The following is a 20,538-nucleotide window of genomic DNA, read 5'->3' on the forward strand; positions in this document are numbered from 1 at the left end:
AAGAAGTTAACTTACACTTCTACTTGTAAGTTAACATGTGGATTTTGAAATTTAAGCCCTTGTTTTAAATTTTCATACATTTGTCGATCAGTCCATTCTGACTGGACTTGTTCTGAGAAAATTATTTCATCAAGGCTTAACAAACCCATTTGTTCATTTTGAATATCTTCAAGAAAACTTTGTGCATATCCAGTATCTGTTTCATGAACAATAACTGAATAGACTTCAACATCGCCTTCCCCATTTTGAGTGACGGTTGATTGTAATACTTGCTGAGCTAAATAGAAGAAGATTCGGGAAAACTGCTCGGCAGATGGAGACACTGGTAAAGAAATCCAACGTGCACTAAAAGTCTTACAAGCATCGATATATTGTGGATCATCTTTTTCCCAGAAACAAATCGCATGATCAAAACTATCAAAAAGGTCCTTAATTACGCCTTTTAATAGTCCAAAATCATATACCATTTGTCCATGATCTAATTTCGAAGCTTTAAGTAATAACTCGACTTTATAACTATGCCCATGAATAGATCGCTTACAACGATCCGATGTACAGTTACGTACAACGTGTGCATTTTCAAACTTAAATAACTTACGAATTAACATGTGCCAAATCGATCATTCCTTCTAAGAACATTATTATAAAGCAAAAGATAAAAACTTCGCATCACTTTTCAAATAGAAACAATTAGCAAAAAGTATGACATGACTTGTGAAGAAATTTTGAAGATATTGTTTTTTGCTTTAAATATGACCTTTAGAGAAATATGACCCTATCCTTTCCATTAATAAGTTTCAAGTATTACAGACTTATTAAAAATATCAATAAATTTATTTAGTTAAATGGTGATAAGCTTCTTGAATAGACATATACCTGCTTATCTTTACGCATTAACGCACTGGTAAACTGTCGTTTTCTATTGTTTAGAACAACTTCAATCTGAGCTTGAAAGAAGTTGGATTTAACATCAATAAACCTGCTTACCTGTTTTTTCTTTTCACTATCAACTGCTGAAAAAGCATTCAACTGCCATAATTCATCAGCATTTTGGAAGAACTTTAAATTTTGTTGGCGTGACTGCAATTCTTTTTCTATAGATCCAATATCCAGTTTTTCATCAATACTCGCCAAGACTAATGGTGAGGCAGTATTAATATTTAATTTTGTCGTCTCGGGCAAAGCAGAAATATATGGGGCAATCTGATCATATTTTTTACCTTCAAAACCTCTAACCAGTTTTAACTCTTCAATACTATGAAATTTAGTATTAGCAGCCATATAGCTTGGATCTAAGCCTTCATAATAACTACTTTCCGCTCCCATTGGTCCAACTGGTTCATCATTTGGATCTTGCCAATCAATCACAGCTTGACTTAATTCTGGTGGTAGTCCTACACGTACCAGCAACCGCTCAAACCAACTTTTAGCACCTTCATTTACAATACCTTCTGCGGTGGTCAAATTATTTAAATTAAATTTTCCTGACTCATCCAGTAAACGCCCTGAAACAGAACCATCTTCAACTGGAAACGGTGGCATAGGTTGCGCCCATGTTTCTTTTAAATGATCCACTCCACCTGCATTATTTGCATCTTGAATAAGCAATTCAGAAAAAAAAGCTTCCGCACTTTTTGCATAGAGCAAAGATTGATTTTGGCGCATTAGGTAAGCTGTATTTTCCATAGTGTTATTTTGATGCTTAGCTATAGACGCAGCCAAAATTGTAGCCAAGGCCACCATAATAAGTATGGTTAGTAAAGCAACACCACTTTGATGCTTATAAGAAATCGCCATTATGTCCCACCTGACTGGGAAAGTGATAAATCACCTTGGTTTAAACTGTAAATCCATTCATAACTTACCCCCGCCACCGTAATTTGAATTTTTATTCCTTTCGGTAATTTTTTTAACTCATTGGGTTTAGTTGGATCAATATTCACTTCAGGCCATTTGGTTACTTCCTGCGGAGTCAAAACCATAATGTGATATTGTTCGACTTGACTTAGTAGCGTACTCGATAAAGGCTGCTCTCTATTCGAAGTATTTAAATTACTATATTTAAGTCGATATAGTTTTTTCTGGTCTGCATCATAACGATATTCAATTCTTTCAAATGGTGATAACCCTTGTTTTAAAGGATCAGTTACACCTGCCTTACTAAAACGCAGAATTTGATTATCAATTTCTAAAGCAGGATGAAGTTGTCCACCTTGATTTGCCGATAAGGGAATAATTTGCAATGTATCTCGTAGAATTTGTTGATAAGCATCTTGTAATTCAAATAAATGCACTTCATGTTCAGCATTACGATCACGTACTTTGAGCAAATAATCGAAAATTTTCCATCCCAATAAAGATAAAATTGCAAAGATAGCAATCGCTACTAATAACTCGACTAAAGTAAATCCTGAGGCACGAGCTAATCGAGCACTGCTCGATCGTGCCGCAAGATGAGAAGCTATGCTTCGAGAGTGAGAGCCTTTAAAGCGAAGCTTTGTCGGAGCGCAAGACGAAGAGCTATGCTCGAAGTAATTAGTCGCCACACCATCCGATCGTGCCGCAAGACGAGCAGCTACGTCCTGAGTGCGAACATTTTTATTTTTTATCATTATTTCGCTTTCACTGGATAATTAAAAAAGACCATATGAGTAATACCACTTTGTACTTTTCCCTTATCCTGATCATATAAACTAATTTGCAAATCAACTTTTTGAACATTTGGACTAATAGTAGATTCAGCTGATTTATCAATTTGCCAAGTTTCCCCCTGAGAGGTTACCTGTTTACTTTGAGTGCCTTGTAACCATTCTTGATTAATTTCCATCATAGCGACTTCATTCATAGCAACAAACTGTGCTTTGGTCCGTAAAATCGCATTTGAAGTAGATTGAGTATATTGCATTGCCACTTTAGTTAAGGCTACAGCTGCTACTGCAAAGATTGCTAGAGCGACCATAACCTCCAATAGGGTAAAGCCTTTAGATTTCATTTATTTTACCCAAATGATCTATTTGTATTTCTGAACCAATCGGTTTTTGTTCTAAATAAAATTGTATTTTGACCGTCTTGGCTTCGCCATTACCAAGCCAAATTAATTGAGGAGTTTGCTCACCAATTAAATCTGCATTTTTCGCCTTAGAATAATTCTGATTATCTAATGGTTGCACCGTAAAAGATACATGAGAAGGAAGTTGACGTGTTTTAAACTCAGTATATTTTTGCCAGCGATTTTTTATATCTTGCACTTGTAAGGTGCTTTGATCGTGATACTCATATAATTCATAAGAAAATGGTGAGACATCTGTCTCACCATGGGTTTCTAAGGCCAATACACGCGATTGATCAAGCGACTCTTTATTAATTTTCTGCAAATCGAGTAGAAATAACTCCCTCGCTTGCATTGCCTTTTTTTGGTCTATCCCACCAATATTCAACACAACAAGAGAAGTCATAATGGTCATAATCACAATGACTACCATTACTTCAATGAGGGTAAAGCCTTTTTGCGATTGAATAGATAGTTTCGATTTCATATCGACCTATTAAGCGTATTGTTCAACTGCTTGTTTGGGTAAGGCAAGTGCCTGATCAATATAGGCGACTCGTAAAGTATCTCTTGAACCTAAATAACGTTGATAAAAACTTGAATTTAAAATCGCTGCAGCTCCGTGGGTAAGCGACCAAATTGAAGCCAAGTAATCTCGTGTAGTCATATGACTTTGGATGGATTCCAAATAATGATCAGTCATACGAATAATGATACGTAAGCGCTGCTTTCGTACTTGGTATAGTTCATTAAAAAGATGATGTACACCTTGTGCTGTAATAGAAAGCTTTTCTTCGATTTGGTGAAATAACACAGTCCGTTCCGGATGGTGCAAATGATGCAGCATAAAAAAAGCCAAATGTTCTGGAAAGGCTTTTTCAGTGTCTTGAACCATTTCGAGTAACATCCGTTCATTACGAATAATCAACAACATGTACAGTTCATCTTTGCTTTGAAAATGCTTGTACAGAGTACCTTTTGCCAAATCAAGCTCAGCAGCCAACACATCAAGTGTCATTCCGGCTTCGCCATTTTCTAACAACAACTGTTCCGCAACCTGAAATATTAACGCTTCTCTTGCTCGGAACTGAGCTTGACGGTCCATCTTCACGCAATTTCTCTCTTTATATAGTTTCTATAAGTTAAATCGCTTTGAGTAAATTTTCAAAATTTTGCGAGGTAATTCTTGCAATCTCCTCAACCGATTTATCATATACATCACTAAGTGCTTTCGCTACATAGGGTACATATTTTGGTTCGTTTGTTTTACTACGATATGGCACTGGAGCCAAATAAGGACTATCAGTTTCAATCAAAAGTCTGTCTAAAGGTACTTGCTTAGCAACATCTCTTAAATCTTGAGCATTTTTAAATGAAACAATCCCTGAAAAGGAGATGTAGTAGCCGCAGTCCAATACAGCTTTCGCTGTTTCCCAGTCTTCAGTAAAACAGTGCAAAATCCCATGTGTAGATTGTTCAGCTCGAATAATATCAACCGTATCATGTTTTGCTGAACGTGTATGAACAACAACTGGTTTTTTTACATTTTTAGATGCTTGAATATGTCGAGCAAAACAAGCTTTTTGCTCACTAATAAAATCAGTACTGTGGTAATAATCCAGTCCTGTTTCACCTAGTGCCCACACTTTTTTTGATTGAGCTAATTCAGTCAAATATTCAGTTGTTGCTCGAGCCATGGTGTCAACATCTTCACATGGATGCACACCTACTGTATACCCAACATCTTTATGACGCTTTGCTATTTCAGCTAAAGTAATATGGTCATCAAGATCAACGGAAATTGCCATAAACTTAGACACGCCTTCAGATCGTGCAGCAGCAAGTGCAAGATCTAAATCACCGTTATATGGTGTTAAATCCAACATGGTTAAATGGCAATGGGTATCAACAAACACTATTATTTCCTATCTGCTTACATGGTATAACTTGGACGATCTAAAGACATACTACCAGCTAAAATCCGTTCAACCTCAGCTTTATAGTAAATACCTTTATCTCCACTTAATTGAATTGCAAACCCTTGAGGTTTAAAACCGCTTTGTTTATGGGAAATCCACACCACTTTACCAGTTAAAGGAATTTTTTGTGATTGTTCAGGTAAGGTTGCCAAGATAAAAATTTCCTGACCCATTTTCACTTTTTGTTTCGATGGTACGAACAAGCCACCACCCTGAACGTATCCCATATAACTTGCTTGTAAGGTTGCTCTATCAGGAATATTAACCTGAATAATTCCACCCATTTGTGGTTGCATTGAATTTCCCCTTAAACATTCATTAATTTTATAAAAAGTTGATCGACGATGAGTTGTGTTTGTACATTTTGCTCAACTAATTTTTTAGATTGCTGCAATTCCTCATACAGACTGAATAAACTTTCTAACTTGTAGTTTTCTGCTAATTGATCGAACTGTAAATCGATATTTTTTTGTGGTTGATTGAGCTTGACACAAATTAAATCCCCTAACAAGTATTCAAAAAGCATCATAAAATCACTAAAGTTCAGCTCTTTCTGCCATTTAGCCGAATAAAATAAAGGCATATTTTTTTGATTTACTACTTTGGCCCAATCATCTAAAAAGAGCTGCCTTTTGACAAACCAATCACTTGTTGCAATTTCAACTGCTTGCAAAGGCATATCATTAGAAAGTCCTAATAATAGTTCAGGCGATACAGACGCAATTTCAGTTAGATGTTCATTAAGATAAGTAGTGGCTTGTTCATATGAAATACGATCTAAAGCAAAATGCTGTAAGCGACTTCGAATGGTTGCTGGTAATTTTAGATAGTGATCGGCGAGTAGAATTAAAACAACACGCTCACCCGGCTCTTCTAAAGTTTTTAATAAAGCATTTGATGATGCAAGATTTAAAGCTTCAGCCGGCTCAATCACAATAACACGCCAACCTTCACCAGTTTGCTGAACAAAGGGTAATAAATCACGAATTTTTTCTATTTTAATTTTTGCATTTTGTTTTTTATTTTCTTCATCTGTCGTGATATGGACGTAGTTCGGATGAGTATCCGATTTTAACCACTGACAGCTACTGCACTCGCCACACGCACCATTTGGCTGTTTATTTAAACATAGCACCCATGCTAAAAAATGCTTGGCAAAAGCGTGCTTACCACAGCCTTGTTTACCATAAAAGAGTAAACCATGCCCAATATTAGGAAAACGTGTTGTTAACGTTTCCCATATTGTTTGTTGCCATGGATAAATTTTAGAAGTCACATTCTGATTCATTAAATTAACGCTTACTCAAAACATTCAACGGGCATATTATTTAAACGATCAAGATCCGCTTGAGTATCAACACCTGGTGGCAAATTCGCTTCTGCTACCGCGATTGCAATACGGTGTCCATTTTCTAAAACACGTAATTGTTCAAGGCTTTCTAACTTTTCAAGATTACCCATTTCCCATGTAACATATTCTTGTAACAAATTCACTCGATAAGCATATAAACCTAAATGACGAAATGCTTGTGTATGCAAAGATGATTCAGCTTGTTGAGCACCATCTCTGTCATAAGGAATCGTTGCACGACTAAAATATAAAGCCTCATTATATTTGGACATAACTACTTTTACGATGCTATCACGCTGAAACTCATCTAGCGCATGAATAGGCTCACACAATGTAGACATTGAGCAATCTGGCTTATCTAGTAAAAGTTTTGCCACCTGTTGTACAAGTTGAGCTGGTAGTAGAGGTTCATCACCTTGTACATTTACAATAATGTCATCAGCAGCCCACCCCTTAATACGAGCTACCTCACTTAAACGGTCAGTACCCGATGGATGATCGGCACTTGTTAAAACAACATCAATTCCTTCTGCATGGCATATGTCAAAAATGCGTTTATCATCTGTCGCCACACATAAGTCATCAAAACCTTCAACTTTCTTTGCTTGATCTACCACGCGCAAAATCATAGGGCGATCATGAATAAGTAACAATGGCTTACCTGGCAAACGCGAACTTGAGAAGCGTGCTGGAATAACGATGTGTTTCATTTTTTCTTCCTAAGATATTTCAATATCAAGCTTTTGCAATTGCTGGTTTAAAACCTGATAGCATTCTTTAGACAAAACAGCTTTAACAGGTACGACCCAAATAGACCGTTTAAATTCTGGATGTTTTTCGAGTAACGGCAACAACTTAACCGCATCCTTTTCAGTCGTAATAATAGGCAAACCATCATTAAAAATGAGATCACCGATACTGTAGTCATGATGATCCCGAAAAGCATGCTCTTGAAATTGTTTTACTCCTAAGTCTTTAAGTGTTTGATAAAAACGTTGAGGAAAACCAATACCTACTACTGCATGGTAATTATTTTGAGTATTAAATAATAATTCATTTGTCGAAGATGGATTTAGTAAATAAGGTTGCCCTGCTTCAAGATGCATATGCATTGCTGTTGATGGTGCAAATGCATGTTCGATTACTGTACCAGCTTTTAAACGCTCAGCAGGTTCACGCAAATAGCCTTCTGGTAATAACTTACCATTTCCAAGTCCACGATTTTGATCAAGCACGATCCATTCTATTTGACGACCTAATGCCCAATGCTGCAACCCATCATCACTAATAATTAAATCTAATTTGTTAGATGCTAGTAATAACTCAATCGCCGCTTGTCTATTTGGCCCCACTGCCATAGGCACACCTGTCGACTGTACGATTAAAGCAGGCTCATCTCCTGCTTCAATAGCCTGACTCGCTGATGTTACTAGCATAGGAAAAGGACCAGTTCCACCATAGCCCCGACTAATGACCCCTACTTTTACATTGTGCAGTTTTAAGTAATTAACCAGTTCTATTAATAACGGGGTTTTGCCACTACCACCCACAGTAATATTGCCAATCACCATAACCGGTACAGGTGCATTATAAACTTTCTTTAAACCTGCAGTATAAAAATGATGATTTAATAAGAACCCAGCACGATACAAACATGACAATGGACGCAGAACAATCAACCAATTTGATTGTTTATTCCATGCATTTTGTATGAGCTGGGCTAAAGACATGCTTAGTTGTCCTCAAAATTACGCTGATGTAATTGATAATAAGCACCATGCTTAGCAAGTAATTCTTGGTGAGTACCTTGTTCAACAATTTGTCCGCGATCCAACACAACAATACGATCTGCATTTTCAATAGTTGATAAACGATGGGCAATCACAATTGTTGTACGGTCTTGCATCGCCTCATCAAATGCTTGCTGAATAAAATGCTCAGATTCATTATCAAGCGCACTTGTCGCTTCATCTAAAATAAGAATTGGTGCATTTTTCAAAATCGCACGAGCAATGGCGATACGTTGACGTTGACCACCTGATAGATTTAGACCTTGAGCACCGAGGAGAGTATCATACCCGTTTGGTAAATTCATAATAAAGTCATGAGCATAAGCGGCTTTTGCTGCTGCAACTACCTCTTCATCGCTCGCGTCATGTAACTGACCATAAGCAATATTTTCACGTACAGTTCGGTTAAATAAAACAACTTGCTGATTTACCATCGCAATTTGTGTACGCAAACTCGAAAGCTCTATATCACGTATAGGCAAATCATCTAAATAAATTTGGCCACTTGATACTTCCTGAAAACGTACTAGCATATTCACTAAAGAGGTTTTACCAGCACCAGATCGGCCAACTAATGCAACCGTTTCACCAGGACGAATATCTAAAGAAAAATCTTTAATGGCTTGAGTACCATCGGCATAGTTCAGCACAACATGGTCAAAACGAATTGCACCATGTAACTGAGGCTTAAGCTGCCCGCTATTTTCTTCTTCTGGTAAATCTAATAATTCAAAAACTGAATGAGCTGCTGCTAAACCACGTTGCAACTTCTCATTAATGTCCGTTAAGTTTTTAACAGGTTTAGAAAGTAAACCCGCTGCCGTGATATATGCTACGAACTCACCAGCACTTGTATTCCCTAAAATTTGTGGTCTTAAAGCTAACCATACAATTAAAGCCATTGCACATGCCATTACAACTTGAACAACAGGGCTATTTAGGTTTTGCACAATAACCATTTTTAAACCGCGTTTTAAGTTCTCTTCAGATGACTTATAAAAACGCTCTTGCTCTGCTTCTTCACCAGCAAAACTTTTAACAACTGCACTACCACCAATACTTTCTTGCACTACATGGTTAACATCACCCATAGTGTCTTGAACTTGTAGCGAAAGTTTACGCATTCTTTTTGATGCCTTACGTACCAAAATACCAATAATAGGTAAGAACACCATAATACAAATGGTTAAACGCCAATTTGTGTAAAACAAATAACCTAACAATCCCAACGTAATCATGCCGTCTCGAATAATCGTTTTTAACGACTCCGATGAAGCAGCTGTCAGTTGTTCAACGTTATACATAATTTTGGCTGTAATATGTCCCGAAGAGTTATCGAGATAATATTGAGCAGGTAGTCTTAGAAGTTTTGCATACACCTCTTGGCGAATACTAAAAACCAAACTACGTGAGATTACGGCAGTATAGTAGCCGCCCATGAATAGACCGAGACCACGGAAAAAAACTAACAAAATAATTAGTGCAGGAAACCAATCCAGATCCGCTCTACTCGAATTTTGTATGGCATCAATAATAAATTTAATGAGTTTAGCAACAGAAACTTCTGTTGCTGAGTTCATACCGAATCCGATAAGAACTAATAAGGCCACGCCCCAATAAGGTTTTAAATAGGATATGAGACGTAAATAAACCTTAAAATCTTGATTCACTCAGAAAAACCTCTAGAAGGAACTTTGGTACTAATATTGATGTTAACAAAACCGAGTTGTCCTGCTACATCCATAACACGAATAACATCCTGATGAGACGCTTTAGCATCAGCAGCAATGATAAACATAAAATCTCGTCGCTCTTGAGCAGCTTGCTTAATTGCAGTACTCAAATCAGCCACATCTTTAGAAGATAATGCCTGACCATTTACGGCGTAATGACCGCTAGAGTCTACCACGACTTCAATTTTATGATCGTACTGTTTTGGTGGGACACCTTGCGCATCTGGTAATGTTAAATTGATGCGACTTGGCTGATTAAAAGTGGTAGATAACAATAAAAACACCAGAATGAACAACAAACAGTCAATCATGGGCGTTAAATTGATATGAATGTCTTCAACTTGAGAACGTTTAAACTTCATATTGGCATCTACCCATTAACCAACACGGCGCTGTTCTTGCGCTGTTGGTGAGCGCTTGTAGAACAATGATGCATGAAAGAGTGTAGATTGCTGTTCTAGCTCAGCAATATAATTTTGAACCACTCTTTGAAAATAACGATAGGAAATCAGCGCAGGAATTGCAATGAGCATTCCCACTGCTGTTGTAATTAGAGCTTTAGAAATACCAGGGATCATTAAACTTGGACTACCTGCCGAACCAAAATCGATGACAAGAAAAGATTCAATAATTCCAACAATTGTTCCGAGTAGGCCTAACAAAGGGGCAATCGCACTTAAAGTTCCCAAAAAGTTAATATTTTTTTCTAAATAAGAAATTTCTTGAGAAGCCATTGCCTCCATTTGAGCCCGAGCAAATAGCTCACCATGTTCCTGATGTTCAAAACCAGCTTTTAGGATATTTCCTAATGCAGTACTTTCTGCATTAGCATTTTGCTCTAAGTAGGTCATGATGTGAGAAATATCAGCAGTGCCATCACTCATAAGATCTTTAGGTAAAACTTGTGAGCGTCGTAACCTTATAAAACGCTCAATGCTAATAGCAACCGTTAAAATTGAACACAAAATTAAAGGCAGCATTAACCAGCCGCCCGCTTTCACAAGTTCCCACATATTTTCTTCCCCAAGAATATAAATTAGAAATATATGACCTAACTTAGAATTACTCTGGTAAACAAATATTCAAAATACCATCTAACTCATCAAGTGAGTGATAATGAATAACAAGCTTACCTTTACCTTTCTGGTTATGATCAATTTTAACATTGGCACCAAAACGTTCAGATAATTTCTGTGTCAATTGCTCAATATCTGGTGCAACAGCAGCTTTTTCCTTTTCCTGCTTAGGTTCATTCCAATCGCGCACTAATTGCTCGGTTTGACGAACAGACAGTCCTTTTTCAATAACAATTTTGGCAACTTCAAGCTGCTCTTTACCTTTTAAAGTCAGTATGGCGCGTGCATGCCCCATATCAAGCTGACCTTGCTGCATGAAATCTTTGATGTCATCAGCTAAGCTCAATAGACGCAACAAGTTACTAACCGTAGTTCTTGCTTTACCTACAGTCTCAGCAATTTCTTGATGACTTAAACCAAATTCATCATGGAAGCGCTGTAATGCCAAGGCTTGATCAATCGGGTTTAAATCTTGACGCTGAATGTTTTCAATCAGTGCTAAAGCAATAGCAACCTGGTCATTTAAATCACGAACAATTGCCGGGATTTCAGTTAAACCAGCAATTTGCGCTGCACGCCAACGACGCTCACCAGCAATAATTTCGTAAGGATGTGCTTCATCATCTACAGGGCGAATAACAATTGGCTGCATTACCCCATGTTTTTCAATAGAGGATGCCAATTCTTGTAAATCATGCTCATGAATAAAACGACGTGGTTGATATTCACCTCGTTTCAACAGATTCACATCAATTTGCTTTAATTGCCCATGATCAAGTGCCTGAGCTTCGAGTTGTAATTTTTCTTTTTGAATTGAACCAAGTAATGCATCTAAACCACGTCCTTTCGCCAATCCGCGTTTTTTGATGCTCATACTTTACTTCCTTTCTTTACTTTACTTTTCTTTAACATCTCAGCTGCAAGATTTAAATATGCAACTGCACCCTTTGAACTTTTTTCAAAATAGATTACAGGTAAACCGTGTGCTGGTGCTTCTGCCAATCGAACATTACGTGGAATCACAGTATCGTAGAGCTTTTTACCAAAATACTGCTCTAACTCAGCAGATACATCACGCGTTAAAGCATTACGCGCATCATACATGGTGCGCAAAACACCAATAATTTCCAAATCAGGATTTAATGCTTTTTGAATACGATCGATGGTTTGAGTTAAATCTGCTAAACCTTCCAATGCATAGTACTCACATTGCATCGGAATAATCACGCTATCTACCGCTGCTAGAGCATTCACTGTAATCAAACTTAAGCTAGGTGCGCAGTCAACGATAATGTAGTCAAATGAATTTCTAATTTCGTTCAAAGCATTCTTTAAAATAAACTCACGGCCTTCTTGTTCTGCAATAGCCAGTTCGACACCAGACAATTCACGATTTGAACCCAAAACCTTGTATCCAACCTCTGCCTTTTGAATTGCAGTTTCGATTGGCACTTCACCCAATAAAACATCTGTGATTGAGTAAAGTAGATCATTCTTTTGAATACCAGACCCCATCGTGGCATTACCTTGCGAATCTATATCGACAAGCAACACACGTTTTTTTAATACAGCCAGTGACGCTGCAAGATTTACTGCAGTCGTTGTTTTACCAACACCACCCTTTTGGTTTGCAATCGCAATAATTTGAGCCATGGTAACCCTAATACTTTTTATTTAAATTCGTTGAAGTAAAAGTAAATGACGTTGTTCATCAAGTCTTGGTACATGCAGTTCAACCACTTTACATGAAAATTCCTGCTTAAGCTCTTCCATTTCTTCAACTGGAATCAGTCCTTTCATCGCAGCAATTATACTCTGCTCATGTAAATATGGACGTGCAGCATCAACAAAATCAGTGAGTGATGCGAATGCACGACTTGTTATTACATCAAATTGACCAAGCTCATCAATTGTATCTTGATTTTCAACGCGTGTTTGTACAGCCACTACGTTTTTAAGCTTAAGGTCAGCAATAAACTGTTTCAAAAAACGAATTTTTTTACCATTTGAATCAAGCAATACACAAGAGCGCTCTGGCTGACATAATGCAATGATCATGCCCGGCATACCGCCCCCAGTGCCTACATCGAGTAAACGTCCAGCTGGTAAATCTTTCAAAATACTTAGGCTATCTAACAAATGCTTCACTAACATTTCTTTCGGATCACGAATCGCTGTTAGATTATAAGCCTTGTTCCAAAGTACCAAAGCATCTTGATACTTCAACAATAAAGTCAAAGTTTCATCGCTAAGCGATAAACCTAATTTTCGACTACCCTGTTGTAACTCTTGAAAAAACGGATGCATAAACAGATAACATCTAAGTAAAATTTAAAACAAAGTATACCCATTTATGCATCGTGGAACACTATTTAACGATTAGCGATTACGCAGTTAATCGTAGAAGCCTTCACGAATTTGTAAATCCAGCTCCATTAAGCGCTCTGGCGTTCCCACATCGACCCATGCACCCTGAAGTTTTTCAGCGGATATCTTTTGATTTTGCATTGCTTGCTTCAATAGTGGGGCTAATGGACGTTTACCAGATTCCAACCCATCAAAAAGCTTAGGATGGATAACAGACACACCACTAAAAGTGAGGTTCTCACCTTTCATATCTTGATCGAATGTAAAAGCACGTCCATCCAATAACGTAAAGTCGCCGTTAGGATGCTGGGTAGGATTATCAACCAACACGAGATGAGCTAAATCATCAGTTAGCTTAATATCTCGTAGAGCTTCAAAATCCATTGTGGTCCATACATCTCCGTTCACCAGAATAAACGGATCGGTCCCAAGCAGTGGTAAAGCATTAATAATTCCACCAGCTGTTTCTAGCCCTTCTTCTTCTCGTGTCCAACGGATGTCCACACCAAATTGAGAACCATCTCCTAAGCTACTGATAAGTTTGTCAGCCAACCATGCAGAATTGATGACTATTTCAGTCACACCAATTTTCTTCAGTTTTTCAATATGCCACACGATAAGCGGTTTACCGCCCACCTCAAGCAAAGGCTTTGGTGTATATAGCGTGAGCGGACGCATACGATTACCCAAGCCAGCGGCAAGAATCATTGCTTTCATTATGCTGCCACCTCATAGGGGCCATATTTTTCAATAAATTTAGGCATAACTGAATTACGAATGAACATCATGAAGTCATCAAGTTCAGCGTAACCACGGCTTTCTTCAAGTAAATACCACATCACTCGTGGTAAATCTTTCAAATAGCCAGATTTACCATCTCGTACAAATAAACGAACGAAGATACCTAAAATTTTAATATGACGTTGAATCGCCATTAAATCAGCATCACGTTTAAATTGATCAAAACTTCGATTTTGTTTAGCTGACTCTGGCAACAACTCATAGAAGACTTTGAACCACTGATATACATGCTCAGCATTCCACTGCACATATGCATCACGAGTAATCGAAATTAAGTCATATGTATCAGCACCAATAACAGCATCTTGGAAGTCAATTACTCCAAGCTCTAGTTCATTTTCAATTTTCATTAAGTTACGGCTATGAAAATCACGATGCACAATAACTTGAGGTTGAGCCAACGCTGCTTGAGCTAAAAACTCAAAGGCGTTATCAATGATTTTCTTTTGCTCAGCCGTCGGATGGATATCAAGTGATGGTAGCATCCAATCCGTTAATAACTGCATTTCTGACACTAGCTTTTCATAAGAATATGCCGGGAAATGATCAGTACCATTAATTGATTGCAAATGAGTTAGCTGTTTAAAGCTTTGTTCATAGTATTGATCAACTGTTGCATCATTTAGCAATGTCGACAACAGCACATCGCCAAAGTCTTCTAACAAGAGAAAACCCTGGGTCAAATCTTTTGCAATAATCTGAGGTACTCGAACTCCATTACCTGCAAAAAACTCATCAATAGTTACAAATGGAACACAGTCTTCTTTTTCAGGAGGCGCATCCATAAGCATATACGTTTTGTTTTGTAACTGGATGCGAGCATATCGGCGAAAGCTTGCATCCCCAGCTAAATAAGCGATCTGAAATTGATCATTTTCAAGAACAGATGTAAGCCATGTATGTATCAATTGTTCACGTTGTGTATTCATTTGCAATAAAATCTAAAACAAGCTGAGATTTTTGAAGGGTTAAGTGTAGCCACTTATAAACTTTTTCTCTATGATGCGACAATAATTAATTGTGAATTAGCATACTTGGTTAATGAGACAATGAAGCATCAGTTTAAATTTAATCCTTTAGCGACCGCTATTTTTACGCTCTTATGTAGTGGCTCCATACAATCAAGTTATGCTGAGTCAGCTGATGTTGTCTCCAACATAGACAATAATCAACTTAAGGCGAGTATTAAGGAAGCCTATCCAGGGCAGGAATTCTTTCAACAGTATTATGTTGATAAATCCGCACCTGAGGCGCAGTTGCGCAATAATAAATATTTGAGTTCAGCATTTTGTCAAGGAACTTGGATTACACCCATTAATCCTGAAACTAAAGCGTTAGATGCAGATAAAACCTCTTCAGTTGTAACTGCTGATTATGGTCACTACAACCCTGCTGGCGACTCTGTGTTACAAGGAAATGTGGTGATAGACCAAGAAGGCCGTACTGTTCGCGCCGATAAAGTCACCATCGATAAAACTCAAACATTTGCCCATGCACAAGGTCGAGTACAGTTAGCTCAAGGGGGCTTACTCTCTCAAAGTGACGAAATTGATTACAATCTAAAAACTCAGACTGGTAATTTAGACAATAGTTTTTATATTGCTGAACAACAGCATGCTCATGGTCATGCTGGAAAAATCGAAAAAACCTCTCCAAATGTGATGGTTCTTAACGATGCGACATATACCACCTGTCCACCAGGTCAAAAACCAGCATGGAAAATCCAAGCGAATAAAATTGAGCTGAATCAGGAAACTGGTCGCGGTGTTACACGCGGAACAAAAATCTATGTTAAAGATGTTCCTGTTATAGCCGTTCCGTATTTCAATTTCCCAATTGATGACCGACGAACCACAGGCATTCTTACCCCCCAGTTTGGATTCTCAAACGATGGTGGTGTTGAACTTTCAGTACCGGTTTACTTAAACCTCGCACCTAATTACGATGCAACGATTACTCCACGTTATTTAGCTGACCGTGGTGCCATGTTCCAAGGGTCTTTTAGATATTTAACTGACGGCTTCGGTTCAGGCCAAATCTGGGGTGGCTTACTTCCATCTGATAAAAAATATGATGACAAAGATCGTAAAAACTTCAATTTCCTTCATAACTGGGATATTAACGATCAGTGGTCTACCAACCTTGAATATCGCTATGCATCGGATAAAGACTATTTTGCAGACCTAGACAATAGTCCTAACTCTAAGACAGATCTTAACTTACGTAGAGCTTGGGAACTTAACTATCAACACGGTATTCCAGGCTTAAAAGCTCAGCTTAAAGTTGAAGATTTCCAAACGCTTGACCCTCTAGTCAAGGATGCAAATAAACCTTATGCGCGCTTACCACAGTTCTTATTAAATTATGTGACTGGTAACCCATTAGGTTTACAATACGAATTTAATAACGATACGGCATACTTCAAAAAATCAATTAATGATGGTTCTGCTCAAGAAAGTAGCGGTACCCGTATTTATAACCAGTTCGCAACACGTTATAACTATCGGACACCAGCGGCTTTTGTTATTCCAGAAGTATCTGTACGTTCTATCCAAACATTCTATGATAAAGATAGTATCGCCTCACAAGGTCTAGATGCTAGCTCAGAATCTAAATCAGTCGTTGTACCTCAGTTTACTTTGGATACCGGCCTAACTTTTGAACGAGAAGGTAAATATCTTCAGACAATTACCCCTCGTGCATTTTATGCATATGCTCCTTACAAAAACCAAAACGGCTATCCAAACTTTGACTCAACTTCAGCATCCGTTAATTACGATCAATTATTTAACCCTTACCGCTTCTACGGGCATGACCGCCTTGAAGACAACAACTTCTTATCACTTGGTGTAAGCTATAGTTTATTTGATACTGTAGGCTTAGAACGCTTACGTGCAAGTGTAGGCCAAAGTTATTACTTTGAAGACCGCCGCGTTACATTAAACGAACAAGATGAAATTGATACAGAACGCAATACAGGGCCAGTGGTAAGCTTAACAAGCCAACTCAACCAAAACTTTACTATTGCAGCCAATTCGGCTTGGATGTCAAACGGTGATAATGCTCAGCGAGACTTCCAGGTTTACTATACAGGTGACAAAGGCAACTTATATAACTTAGGCTACTTCTACCGTAAAGACATTGCTGGCCGTCAAGATGCTTACGATCAAGTTGTTGCATCGTTTATACAACCAATTAAAGACAATTGGCGTATTATGGGCCACGTACAATATGACATCGACAATGATGTTGCCCGTGAAATTTTACTCGGTGTTAACTACGAATCATGCTGTTGGGGTGTCTCAGTCTACGGTCGTTCTTACTATAACGATCTAGATGATCCGAAAGCTTCAAATGTTAGCGAAAAACGTGCGATCATGGCTGAAATTACACTCAAAGGTTTAGGTGGTTTAAACAATAAACTCGCATCTTTACTTGAAAATCGCGTGTTAGGTTTTAACAAAATTAATCAATCTTGGACACAACGTTAATGAAGACAAAGCATCTTAAACAGTTTTTTAAAGCAACAACCCTTGCTGTATTAATATCTTCATCAATGCATAGTTTTGCCCAACCCAGTGATGAAGTTGTGGCAATTGTGGACAATAGCGTAATTTTAAAAAGCGATCTTGAGCAAGGAATGGCAGAAGCTGCCCACGAATTGCAAGCACAAAAAAAAGAAGTCCCACCTCAACAATACCTACAATTTCAGGTTTTAGACCAACTGATTTTACGTCAAGCTCAACTTGAACAAGTAAAACGCTATGGTATTAAACCTGATGAAAAAAGTTTAAATGAAGCGGTACTTAAAGTAGCGAGTCAATCTGGTAGTAAAAGCTTAGAAGCCTTTCAACAAAAATTAGATGCAATTGCACCGGGAACTTATGAAAGCTTACGTAGTCGTATTGCTGAGGATTTAGCAATTAATCGTCTGCGTCAGCAACAAGTTATGTCTCGCATTAAAATCAGTGATCAAGATGTCGATAACTTCTTAAAATCACCACAAGGACAAGCTGCTTTAGGCAATCAAGCACATGTAATTCATATGCGAATTGCGGGTGACAACCCTCAAGAAGTTCAAAATGTAGCAAAAGAAGTTCGTTCAAAACTTGCTCAAAGCAATGATTTAAATGCTCTTAAAAAACTTTCAACTGCTACTGTAAAAGTTGAAGGTGCAGATATGGGGTTCCGTCCTCTTTCTGATATTCCAGCTGAACTCGCAGCTCGTATTACCCCACTGCAAGATGGTCAAACCACTGATTTAATCTCAGTGCGTGATGGCGTTCATGTTCTAAAACTTTTAGAACGCAAGCAAAATGAACAAAAAGCACTTGTACCGCAATATCAAACTCGCCATATTCTTATTCAACCATCTGAAGTGGTAAGTCCTGAAAATGCGAAACAAATTATTGATAGCATTTACAAGCGATTAAAGGCTGGTCAAGATTTTGCAACACTTGCAGCGACTTATTCAAACGATACTGGATCAGCGCGCGACGGCGGTAGTTTAGGATGGGTTACACCAGGTATGATGGTCCCTGAGTTTGATAAAAAAATGCAGGAAATTCCTGTAGGTCAAATTAGTGAACCTTTCCAAACTCAATTTGGATGGCATATTCTACAAGTAACAGACAAGCGCGAAAAAGATATGACACATGAATATCAAGAGCGTATGGCACGTCAAATCTTAGGCGAACGTCAATTTAACACTGAAATTGATAGTTGGTTACGTGAAGTACGCGCCAATGCTTATGTAGAAATTAAAGACCCAAGCCTCGACAAGAAGAACTTACAGAAATAAGTTAAGTCTTTATTATCAAAACCTGTGTTTATTACAGGTTTTTTTATAAATAAAATTCACTTAATAAAAAAACCGGTTATTTACTAAATAACCGGTTTTTTTTAAATTAAACCCTAACGGGAATTATTTATAACGATCAACCATTTTCTCTAGAGAAATTGGACGGATCTTGTCAGCATTACCCGCTGTACCAAAAGCTTCATAACGATCGATACAAATTTGCTTCATTGAATCCACTGTTTTAGCGAAGTATTTACGTGGATCAAATTCTGCCGGATTTTCAGCCATAAACTGACGAATTGCACCAGTAGATGCTAAACGTAAGTCTGTATCGATATTAATCTTACGTACACCATGTTTAATTGCTTCTACAAGCTGTTCAACAGGCACACCATAAGTTTCTTTAATATCACCGCCAAACTCATTGATTACTTTCAACCATTCTTGTGGTACAGAGCTTGAACCATGCATTACAAGATGAGTGTTTGGCAATGCCGCATGAATTTCTTTGATACGATCAATTGCTAAGATATCGCCTGTAGGTGGACGAGTGAATTTGTAAGCACCATGTGAAGTACCTACAGCAATCGCCAATGCATCTACATTAGTATCAGCAACAAATTGAGTCGCTTCTTCAACAGAAGTAAGAAGTTGTGAGTGATCAAGTACACCTTCAGCACCGACACCATCTTCTTCACCAGCCATGCCAGTTTCAAGGCTACCTAAACAGCCAATTTCACCTTCAACAGAAACACCACATGCATGCGCTAAAGCAACAACATTACGAGTTACATCAACATTGTATTCGTACGATGTAGGTGTTTTACCATCTGTACCTAGTGAACCGTCCATCATCACTGAGCTAAAGCCAAGCTGAATTGAACGCTGACAGATATCAGGGCTTGTTCCGTGGTCTTGATGCATTACCACTGGAATATGCGGCCATTCCTCAATTGCAGCCAAAATAAGATGGCGCAAAAATGGAGCGCCTGCATATTTGCGAGCTCCAGCCGATGCCTGAACAATTACAGGTGAATTGGTTGCATCTGCGGCAAGCATAATTGCACGCATTTGTTCTAAGTTATTTACGTTAAATGCTGGTACGCCGTAGTTATGTTCCGCAGCGTGATCCAAGAGCTGGCGCATTGAAATGAGTGCCATAATATCCTCCCAGGTAGTGCGGCTTATTCTACCTTGTCATTTATTTCAATTCAGCAACAAATCACAGTATTTCAAAAAAAATCCCTGCATTTGCAGGGACTTTTTAACAAAATACAACAAATTAATGAGTTTCTGAAGTAGCGGCCTCGCTAGACGCACTACCTTCAACCACATCTGTATTCTTTTCATCTAAAACTGGCTTATCAAGCGAATCAATCGTAGCTTGCTGTTCAGGAGTTACTTTATCAGAAACCGCTGTAGATGCCGCATCTTGGCCTGCTTTACCTGACTCTTCTTTCTTAGCACAAGCAGTCAACATAATGGGAGCAATTAACAAAGCAGCAAGGGTAAGTTTTAAATTCATCACTATTTTCCACAATTGGTGATTTAGTGCTCATTATTTTATTTCAGAAATATGACAATTTAATGA

At 38.1% G+C, this 20,538-nt stretch carries 23 protein-coding genes; 2 read left to right on the top strand and 21 right to left on the bottom strand.

The window, feature by feature from the left end; translation table 11 throughout:
- Positions 1–11: 11 nt before the first annotated feature.
- The 19 genes from ABLB96_RS12585 to ABLB96_RS12675 form a co-directional block, all read right to left on the bottom strand.
- Positions 12–608, bottom strand: a complete 597-nt coding sequence (locus ABLB96_RS12585) for a 6-carboxytetrahydropterin synthase (RefSeq protein ID WP_348897163.1) — start codon at positions 606–608, stop codon at positions 12–14.
- 229 nt (positions 609–837) lie between these two features.
- Entirely contained in the window at positions 838–1,797 is a 960-nt protein-coding gene (gspK, locus tag ABLB96_RS12590) for a type II secretion system minor pseudopilin GspK (RefSeq protein ID WP_348897164.1), read from the bottom strand.
- On the bottom strand, positions 1,797–2,612 hold the full coding sequence (gene gspJ / locus ABLB96_RS12595) for a type II secretion system minor pseudopilin GspJ (RefSeq protein WP_348897165.1): 816 nt from the start codon (positions 2,610–2,612) through the stop codon (positions 1,797–1,799). The genes gspK and gspJ overlap by 1 nt, the downstream gene beginning before the upstream one ends.
- Positions 2,612–2,992 (bottom strand): type II secretion system minor pseudopilin GspI, encoded by a 381-nt coding sequence (gspI, locus tag ABLB96_RS12600; protein WP_348897166.1) that lies wholly within the window; start codon positions 2,990–2,992, stop codon positions 2,612–2,614. Before gspI ends, gspJ begins: the two co-directional genes overlap by 1 nt.
- Complete coding sequence (locus ABLB96_RS12605; protein WP_348897167.1) at positions 2,982–3,536, bottom strand: type II secretion system protein; 555 nt, start codon at positions 3,534–3,536, stop codon at positions 2,982–2,984. Before ABLB96_RS12605 ends, gspI begins: the two co-directional genes overlap by 11 nt.
- Positions 3,537–3,545: 9 nt before the next feature.
- Positions 3,546–4,154: a TetR/AcrR family transcriptional regulator gene (locus ABLB96_RS12610; protein WP_000375838.1), complete on the bottom strand. Its 609-nt coding sequence runs from the start codon at positions 4,152–4,154 to the stop codon at positions 3,546–3,548.
- A gap of 37 nt (positions 4,155–4,191) precedes the next feature.
- Entirely contained in the window at positions 4,192–4,965 is a 774-nt protein-coding gene (locus tag ABLB96_RS12615) for a TatD family hydrolase (RefSeq protein WP_348897168.1), read from the bottom strand.
- Positions 4,966–4,982: 17 nt separating this feature from the next.
- Positions 4,983–5,324 (bottom strand): PilZ domain-containing protein, encoded by a 342-nt coding sequence (locus ABLB96_RS12620; protein ID WP_348897169.1) that lies wholly within the window; start codon positions 5,322–5,324, stop codon positions 4,983–4,985.
- An 11-nt stretch (positions 5,325–5,335) separates the two neighbouring features.
- Positions 5,336–6,316, bottom strand: coding sequence for a DNA polymerase III subunit delta' (locus ABLB96_RS12625; protein WP_348897170.1), 981 nt, complete (start codon positions 6,314–6,316; stop codon positions 5,336–5,338).
- 11 nt (positions 6,317–6,327) lie between these two features.
- The gene (gene kdsB, locus ABLB96_RS12630; protein ID WP_348897171.1) at positions 6,328–7,089 is read right to left on the bottom strand and encodes a 3-deoxy-manno-octulosonate cytidylyltransferase; all 762 of its coding nucleotides are present in this window, start codon (positions 7,087–7,089) and stop codon (positions 6,328–6,330) included.
- A gap of 9 nt (positions 7,090–7,098) precedes the next feature.
- Complete coding sequence (lpxK, locus tag ABLB96_RS12635) at positions 7,099–8,109, bottom strand: tetraacyldisaccharide 4'-kinase (RefSeq protein WP_348897172.1); 1,011 nt, start codon at positions 8,107–8,109, stop codon at positions 7,099–7,101.
- A gap of 2 nt (positions 8,110–8,111) precedes the next feature.
- Positions 8,112–9,839 (bottom strand): lipid A export permease/ATP-binding protein MsbA, encoded by a 1,728-nt coding sequence (gene msbA, locus ABLB96_RS12640; protein ID WP_348897173.1) that lies wholly within the window; start codon positions 9,837–9,839, stop codon positions 8,112–8,114.
- Positions 9,836–10,264 (bottom strand): biopolymer transporter ExbD, encoded by a 429-nt coding sequence (locus ABLB96_RS12645; RefSeq protein ID WP_348897174.1) that lies wholly within the window; start codon positions 10,262–10,264, stop codon positions 9,836–9,838. The genes msbA and ABLB96_RS12645 overlap by 4 nt, the downstream gene beginning before the upstream one ends.
- Positions 10,265–10,279: 15 nt before the next feature.
- Positions 10,280–10,915 (bottom strand): MotA/TolQ/ExbB proton channel family protein, encoded by a 636-nt coding sequence (locus ABLB96_RS12650; protein WP_348897175.1) that lies wholly within the window; start codon positions 10,913–10,915, stop codon positions 10,280–10,282.
- A gap of 49 nt (positions 10,916–10,964) precedes the next feature.
- Complete coding sequence (locus tag ABLB96_RS12655) at positions 10,965–11,852, bottom strand: ParB/RepB/Spo0J family partition protein (protein WP_348897176.1); 888 nt, start codon at positions 11,850–11,852, stop codon at positions 10,965–10,967.
- On the bottom strand, positions 11,849–12,631 hold the full coding sequence (locus ABLB96_RS12660; RefSeq protein WP_002050124.1) for a ParA family protein: 783 nt from the start codon (positions 12,629–12,631) through the stop codon (positions 11,849–11,851). Before ABLB96_RS12660 ends, ABLB96_RS12655 begins: the two co-directional genes overlap by 4 nt.
- Before the next feature lie 21 nt (positions 12,632–12,652).
- Positions 12,653–13,285, bottom strand: a complete 633-nt coding sequence (gene rsmG / locus ABLB96_RS12665) for a 16S rRNA (guanine(527)-N(7))-methyltransferase RsmG (RefSeq protein WP_348897177.1) — start codon at positions 13,283–13,285, stop codon at positions 12,653–12,655.
- An 87-nt stretch (positions 13,286–13,372) separates the two neighbouring features.
- Positions 13,373–14,062, bottom strand: a complete 690-nt coding sequence (murU, locus tag ABLB96_RS12670) for an N-acetylmuramate alpha-1-phosphate uridylyltransferase MurU (RefSeq protein ID WP_348897178.1) — start codon at positions 14,060–14,062, stop codon at positions 13,373–13,375.
- A complete protein-coding gene (locus ABLB96_RS12675; protein WP_348897179.1) occupies positions 14,062–15,075 on the bottom strand; it encodes a phosphotransferase in 1,014 nt (337 codons plus the stop codon). The genes murU and ABLB96_RS12675 overlap by 1 nt, the downstream gene beginning before the upstream one ends.
- A gap of 120 nt (positions 15,076–15,195) precedes the next feature.
- Here ABLB96_RS12675 and ABLB96_RS12680 point away from each other — a divergent pair, with 120 nt between their 5' ends.
- A complete protein-coding gene (locus ABLB96_RS12680; protein WP_348897180.1) occupies positions 15,196–17,637 on the top strand; it encodes an LPS-assembly protein LptD in 2,442 nt (813 codons plus the stop codon).
- Positions 17,637–18,947 (top strand): peptidylprolyl isomerase, encoded by a 1,311-nt coding sequence (locus ABLB96_RS12685; RefSeq protein ID WP_348897181.1) that lies wholly within the window; start codon positions 17,637–17,639, stop codon positions 18,945–18,947. The genes ABLB96_RS12680 and ABLB96_RS12685 overlap by 1 nt, the downstream gene beginning before the upstream one ends.
- A 123-nt stretch (positions 18,948–19,070) precedes the next feature.
- On the opposite strand, the gene fba is transcribed toward ABLB96_RS12685, so the two are convergent.
- Complete coding sequence (gene fba, locus ABLB96_RS12690) at positions 19,071–20,108, bottom strand: class II fructose-bisphosphate aldolase (RefSeq protein WP_002121428.1); 1,038 nt, start codon at positions 20,106–20,108, stop codon at positions 19,071–19,073.
- Positions 20,109–20,229: 121 nt separating this feature from the next.
- Positions 20,230–20,472 carry a hypothetical protein gene (locus ABLB96_RS12695; protein ID WP_348897182.1) on the bottom strand — a complete coding sequence of 81 codons (243 nt, stop codon included), beginning with the start codon at positions 20,470–20,472 and terminating at the stop codon, positions 20,230–20,232.
- Between the last annotated feature and the right edge of the window lie 66 nt (positions 20,473–20,538).

The organism is Acinetobacter sp. XH1741 (genome assembly GCF_041021895.1).
Classification (GTDB): Bacteria; Pseudomonadota; Gammaproteobacteria; order Pseudomonadales; family Moraxellaceae; genus Acinetobacter.

Bases quoted from the DNA above. Each gene is read 5' to 3' on its own strand.
- ABLB96_RS12585 (WP_348897163.1), bottom strand. From the start codon at position 608: ATGTTAATTCGTAAGTTATTTAAGTTTGAAAATGCACACGTTGTACGT.
- gspK (WP_348897164.1), bottom strand. From the start codon at position 1,797: ATGGCGATTTCTTATAAGCATCAAAGTGGTGTTGCTTTACTAACCATA.
- gspJ (WP_348897165.1), bottom strand. From the start codon at position 2,612: ATGATAAAAAATAAAAATGTTCGCACTCAGGACGTAGCTGCTCGTCTT.
- gspI (WP_348897166.1), bottom strand. From the start codon at position 2,992: ATGAAATCTAAAGGCTTTACCCTATTGGAGGTTATGGTCGCTCTAGCA.
- ABLB96_RS12605 (WP_348897167.1), bottom strand. From the start codon at position 3,536: ATGAAATCGAAACTATCTATTCAATCGCAAAAAGGCTTTACCCTCATT.
- ABLB96_RS12610 (WP_000375838.1), bottom strand. From the start codon at position 4,154: ATGGACCGTCAAGCTCAGTTCCGAGCAAGAGAAGCGTTAATATTTCAG.
- ABLB96_RS12620 (WP_348897169.1), bottom strand. From the start codon at position 5,324: ATGCAACCACAAATGGGTGGAATTATTCAGGTTAATATTCCTGATAGA.
- ABLB96_RS12625 (WP_348897170.1), bottom strand. From the start codon at position 6,316: ATGAATCAGAATGTGACTTCTAAAATTTATCCATGGCAACAAACAATA.
- kdsB (WP_348897171.1), bottom strand. From the start codon at position 7,089: ATGAAACACATCGTTATTCCAGCACGCTTCTCAAGTTCGCGTTTGCCA.
- lpxK (WP_348897172.1), bottom strand. From the start codon at position 8,109: ATGTCTTTAGCCCAGCTCATACAAAATGCATGGAATAAACAATCAAAT.
- ABLB96_RS12645 (WP_348897174.1), bottom strand. From the start codon at position 10,264: ATGAAGTTTAAACGTTCTCAAGTTGAAGACATTCATATCAATTTAACG.
- ABLB96_RS12650 (WP_348897175.1), bottom strand. From the start codon at position 10,915: ATGTGGGAACTTGTGAAAGCGGGCGGCTGGTTAATGCTGCCTTTAATT.
- ABLB96_RS12655 (WP_348897176.1), bottom strand. From the start codon at position 11,852: ATGAGCATCAAAAAACGCGGATTGGCGAAAGGACGTGGTTTAGATGCA.
- ABLB96_RS12660 (WP_002050124.1), bottom strand. From the start codon at position 12,631: ATGGCTCAAATTATTGCGATTGCAAACCAAAAGGGTGGTGTTGGTAAA.
- rsmG (WP_348897177.1), bottom strand. From the start codon at position 13,285: ATGCATCCGTTTTTTCAAGAGTTACAACAGGGTAGTCGAAAATTAGGT.
- murU (WP_348897178.1), bottom strand. From the start codon at position 14,062: ATGAAAGCAATGATTCTTGCCGCTGGCTTGGGTAATCGTATGCGTCCG.
- ABLB96_RS12675 (WP_348897179.1), bottom strand. From the start codon at position 15,075: ATGAATACACAACGTGAACAATTGATACATACATGGCTTACATCTGTT.
- ABLB96_RS12680 (WP_348897180.1), top strand. From the start codon at position 15,196: ATGAAGCATCAGTTTAAATTTAATCCTTTAGCGACCGCTATTTTTACG.
- ABLB96_RS12685 (WP_348897181.1), top strand. From the start codon at position 17,637: ATGAAGACAAAGCATCTTAAACAGTTTTTTAAAGCAACAACCCTTGCT.
- fba (WP_002121428.1), bottom strand. From the start codon at position 20,108: ATGGCACTCATTTCAATGCGCCAGCTCTTGGATCACGCTGCGGAACAT.
- ABLB96_RS12695 (WP_348897182.1), bottom strand. From the start codon at position 20,472: ATGAATTTAAAACTTACCCTTGCTGCTTTGTTAATTGCTCCCATTATG.